The 4550-nt window shown below is 39.6% G+C and carries 6 protein-coding genes and 2 pseudogenes; 3 read left to right on the plus strand and 5 right to left on the minus strand.

Annotation, left to right across the window (positions count from 1 at the left end; translation table 11 throughout):
* Positions 1 to 99: 99 nt before the first annotated feature.
* Together IM477_RS09550 and IM477_RS09555 are read left to right on the plus strand one after the other, a co-directional pair.
* Positions 100 to 903: a type 1 glutamine amidotransferase gene (locus IM477_RS09550; RefSeq protein ID WP_287731523.1), complete on the plus strand. Its 804-nt coding sequence runs from the start codon at positions 100 to 102 to the stop codon at positions 901 to 903.
* A gap of 76 nt (positions 904 to 979) precedes the next feature.
* Positions 980 to 1900: a hypothetical protein gene (locus IM477_RS09555; RefSeq protein ID WP_353845538.1), complete on the plus strand. Its 921-nt coding sequence runs from the start codon at positions 980 to 982 to the stop codon at positions 1898 to 1900.
* A 30-nt stretch (positions 1901 to 1930) separates the two neighbouring features.
* Here the strand turns inward: IM477_RS09555 and IM477_RS09560 are convergent, their stop codons facing one another.
* A complete protein-coding gene (locus tag IM477_RS09560; RefSeq protein WP_242034763.1) occupies positions 1931 to 2185 on the minus strand; it encodes a cupin domain-containing protein in 255 nt (84 codons plus the stop codon).
* A 10-nt stretch (positions 2186 to 2195) separates the two neighbouring features.
* Positions 2196 to 2450: pseudogene (locus tag IM477_RS09565) on the minus strand (zinc ribbon domain-containing protein); the annotation flags it as partial.
* Between the two features lie 332 nt (positions 2451 to 2782).
* Between IM477_RS09565 and IM477_RS09570 the strand changes: the two are divergent.
* The gene (locus IM477_RS09570; RefSeq protein WP_002762931.1) at positions 2783 to 3040 is read left to right on the plus strand and encodes a hypothetical protein; all 258 of its coding nucleotides are present in this window, start codon (positions 2783 to 2785) and stop codon (positions 3038 to 3040) included.
* A gap of 93 nt (positions 3041 to 3133) precedes the next feature.
* Here the strand turns inward: IM477_RS09570 and IM477_RS09575 are convergent, their stop codons facing one another.
* The 3 genes and pseudogenes from IM477_RS09575 to IM477_RS09585 all read right to left on the minus strand — a co-directional run.
* Positions 3134 to 3559 (minus strand): putative toxin-antitoxin system toxin component, PIN family, encoded by a 426-nt coding sequence (locus IM477_RS09575; protein WP_287731525.1) that lies wholly within the window; start codon positions 3557 to 3559, stop codon positions 3134 to 3136.
* Positions 3537 to 3773, minus strand: a complete 237-nt coding sequence (gene vap15, locus IM477_RS09580; RefSeq protein WP_002771194.1) for a type II toxin-antitoxin system VapB15 family antitoxin — start codon at positions 3771 to 3773, stop codon at positions 3537 to 3539. Before vap15 ends, IM477_RS09575 begins: the two co-directional genes overlap by 23 nt.
* Positions 3774 to 4094: 321 nt before the next feature.
* Positions 4095 to 4415: pseudogene (locus IM477_RS09585) on the minus strand (PIN domain-containing protein); the annotation flags it as partial.
* Positions 4416 to 4550: the final 135 nt, after the last annotated feature.

Here is a 4550-nt window from a genome sequence, read left to right on the forward strand (position 1 = left end):
CCGCTTCCCCACTTCCCCACTTCCCCATTCCCCCACTCCCCCACTTCCCCATTCCCCCATTTCCCCATTTCCCCATTCCCCCATTTCCCCTAAGAAATTATGCAAGAAATAGAACTAAAAATCGGCTGGTTGTATCCGACCTTAATGAGTACCTACGGCGATCGAGGTAATGTTATTACTATTCAAAGAAGATGTCAATGGCGTGATATTCCTGTGACAATTATTCCCCTAGATGCTCAAACAGAAGCCGAGACATTTTATCAAGTAGATATAATTGTTGGGGGTGGGGCGCAGGATCGGCAGCAGGAGATCGTTATGCGGGATTTACAGGGGAAAAAAGCGGCGGCGATGAAAGAACAATTATCGGCAGGAATACCGGGGGTTTTTACCTGTGGTTCCCCACAATTATTAGGACATTATTACGAACCAGCTTTCGGTCAAAGAATCGAGGGATTAGGATTATTAGACCTAGTAAGTAAACATCCTGGATCCAATGCAAAACGCTGTATCGGTAACGTGGTTTTTGAAATTACTGCCTCCCCCTTAGCGGAGGAAATTAAAGCTATGACCGGGGAAAAACCGCTAGTAATTGGCTTTGAAAATCACGGGGGTCGTACCTATTTACAAACCGTTTCTCCCTTAGGAAAGGTGATTACCGGTTACGGAAATAACGGAGAGGACGGTTATGAAGGGGCATTTTACCACAATGCGATCGCTACCTATGCTCATGGTCCCTTACTACCCAAAAATCCCTTTTTAGCTGATTGGTTAATCCAAAAAGCTTTAGAACAAAAGTATCAAAAACCGATTTTTTTAACAAAACTTGATGATTCTCTGGCCTTGAAGGCACGATTTGCCATGTTTGAACGACTAGAACTAACCGGCGTGACCAATAAAGCCTAAACTGGTCATATACACTTATGGCAGGAGATAGTCAAACTAGCCATTAAGAATTTTAATTGTGGCAGCTTATGAAATTATGACTGGAAAAATTATCGATCGTCAAACGGCGGGGTTTCTCGTCCTCATCATCCCCCTAGCGGTGCTAATCATCCTTGTTTTTACCGCTTGGCCATTGCTCCTACTTGTCTTCTTCTTAACTCTTGCAGTCAAGGTGTGGCAAGACTATCGCTGGTCAAAATTATCGACGGTGATTAACCCCTATTTCAATCAACTTTTACAGGACAATCAAGGTTGTCTCACCCCGATTGACCTATCGGCAAAAGCCAATCTCACGGCCAAATTAGCTAGACAATTTTTAGACAAAAAAGCTGAGGAATTTGGGGCGCAAAAAAAAGCTGTAGGCGATAAGGGTATGGCCTATTACTTTATCACCGCCAGTACCTTGGGTAGTATTTTTGATGAGAGTGACCCCTCTTTAGAAGAAATAGGGGAAAAACAAATTCCTGCGATTACTGCATCGAGATTCCCTCGGACCAATTTAGAGCAATCGCAGGAGACTAAATCCCCCCTGATTGTCGCAGAGAAGAGCGAAGATTCTGTCCCGGAGGTTCCTGTTATTTCCTCCTCCCAACCTCTGACTAATTTAGGTAAATTATTTGAGGAAAAAGAGGAAGAAAATACCGCAGCGATCGCTGTTCAAGAAACGGTAATTCAAGAACCGGAGGAGATAATTAATCCTAGTTTGAACAGTCCTGACAGTTCTTTATCCCAATCAGAATCAGAAGTTAGGGAAGAATCTCTAACCACTGTATCTGAAACCATCTCATCGATGAGTTTGGCGGATTTGGCTAAACGTTTAGGAGTTACCCCAGCCGTTTTGGGTAGAAACAAAAAAAATAAATCGGAAGCAGAATTTGCCGATTGGAGTCGCATCAGAGATCCCGATGGTATTGCTTGGAAATTTGACGCAAAAAACTCCTTATTTGTGGTCAGCTGATAGGGAATTTGTTTTGTTTTTTAGACAGGCTCAATGCCTGTCTTTTTTGGCTCTACGTCCGACCCCTGTTTCATCTACAAAATTGCCTTCAAGCACCAAAATCTCTTCACCACCAGGATGTCCATGCAGCGGGAAAAAACCACCGGGATAGAATCGAGTCAGCATTGTTACTGGATGATCCTGGATTTCATGGTCAGACTCGAAACAGCCAAACCAAATTCCAGTAAAGTTTGTCTGAAACCAAGTTAATCGTGTGGGAAGCACAGATGTGCGACTTATTGACATACTCCCACCGTCAAGCTAGGCTGTGACGGGGGATTCTTGACCTATCACTATCGGAAATTCCTTGTTCAACGAGACAGCTTAGATTCTCAATGTCTCCACTGAAACCCCAGAGGCCGGACTCTCCCAAGGCGTTTGGGTCGGTTTCTGTTTGCCCAACAGTACCGTTGAGATGATTTCCCAAATATTGCCACCCTTTTTTAAGAATATTTATTGCTGCATTATGATCCCTATCTAAGATTGTTTTACAATTGGGGCATTGATGAGTAAGTGCAATCGCCTATCTTGTAGTGGACTGTTTCAGCTAAAATAGGGCAATAGATTTCGGCTTAAAGTCTTAGATTATAGAATTTATAGCATTTTTCTAATACACCAAATTAGCTGAAACAGTCCAGTAGGGTGCGTTAGTGATAGCGTAACGCACCAATTTTCTTAAGATAATGCGTTACGGCGCGATAATAATTTAATTATTAACAAATTTCCTTTAAATACGCGCAAACACGCACCCTACAAGCTGATTTAAGAGAAGTAGAATCCTTTATTTAGTCAATAAGTTAACATATAATTGAGTTAAGACATTCTCATTCAACGATTTTCCCTATGGCACAAGCTCAGGAACCGAACGATAAAAATTATGAAGTGGAGCGTCAATTGAGGAGTCTTAATCGGCGCCTGGAGCGTCTGGAAGATACCCAAGTGACAGGAAGAGAGCTAAACCGGAGTTTTGATCGAGTCTATGAGGAAATTGATCATCTTGAAGATAAAGTTGATCGGCTTCAATCGAATTTTGAAGAGTTTCGTGATGAGATTAACCAAAAATTAGATACGATTTTACAACATATTACGGGCATCAATTAAATTGACAGCGATCATCAATAAAGTATTATCGTAGGTTGGGTTGAACGATAGTGAAACCCAACACTTTTAAATAATTGAGTTGGGTTTCGTTCCTCAACCCAATCTACAGATTACCAAAAATTGTTGATAAGTAACAATTTTAGTTATTCCAAATTGTTGCAAAATTAATAAATCTTGATCGCCTGTAATTAAAAAGTCAGCTTGACTATCTTTGGCTAAGGCTAAAAGGTAGTTATCTTTAGCATCTCTACAGATATTAATTTTTGATTTAGTCTCAATACATAACCCAATTATGTTTAAAAGCTCAAGTAATTCTTGAACTTTTCTTTGGGAAAAATGCTTTTGTAATTTTGGTCTTTTGGTAACAAGGTTAATCTCATTAAGTAGCTGTGGAGAAAAAATCGGCACAAGAGTTTTTTCAATCAGTAGATATTTTAAACCAGCTAACTGTTTACCAATAAGAAAGCTAATCCAAAGGTTAGTATCAATAATAACTTTAATCGGTGGCTTGTTGTCCATAAATTTCAGCCCTAACTTCCTCCACTTCTTCGGTAATTGTCTCTAGGGAAAGCTCATCAGTTTTAAAGGTTTCTAAAAGTTGGGTTAATTTGTGATTTAAAGTTTCTTTTTCGAGTTCTTTACTGAGTTGTATTTTGTCACTTTCTGGGAGTTGTTTAACCAAATCTAAAATCTGGTCAAAGTTTAAGGTTAGTTGGTAAGTTTTTTGGTTCATTTTCTCAAATTATTGTTTATTGATAAAGTTTAATTGCTCGCAGTGCATACTCAAAACAACGTTCCCGAATATCTATTTGTTTCTTCTATTCTTTTTGATAATTCATAATTCATAATTCATAATTCATAATTTATCTATCGAGTTCCCCAAAAGCTGATGTTTACGGGAGCAAAATCCCTCAAATTAGACTTGACAAAAGACCTGAGATCGTTATATCCTACAGGTAACAAGCTTTTGCACGAGAGAGCCACACCCCACGCACCAATTATATCATTCATTCTGCCTGAATATCAAACACAGGAACTAGAAGCCTGTTCCGGATTACATTTGTTCTTGAAAAAGATTTTGAAATGGCTCCGTATTTTTCCAACGATAGGTATTAAAATCTCGATAATCAACGGAAAGAATTTGACCTGAACCTAATTCTTCTGCTAAAATAACCAAAGATGCGTCGGCTAAATCCATTGGCAAATCTCTATATTTTTGCATCAGTTCTTCAATGCGTTGGCAGTGCTTAGTTTTGAGGTTGAATACCTGTAGTTCTCCTGTGGAGATTTTATGAATAAGGGTTTTTGGGACATCTATTCCCACTCGTTTTTGTAGTAAGTAGCAAGTTTCAGTAACAACGCACCAGGTCACCAGGTCACCAGGGGGAGCATCTCACCTTTGTAATAAGTAGAAATGCTTAATGAACTCAATAAAAAAGTTAAAAAAGGCAACCATTTAGATAGGCAGAGCGATGACGAAGGACTTGCGGTACATTACCAGATTCCCAAC

The organism is Microcystis sp. M090S1, assembly GCF_020246295.1.
Lineage (GTDB): Bacteria > Cyanobacteriota > Cyanobacteriia > Cyanobacteriales > Microcystaceae > Microcystis > Microcystis aeruginosa.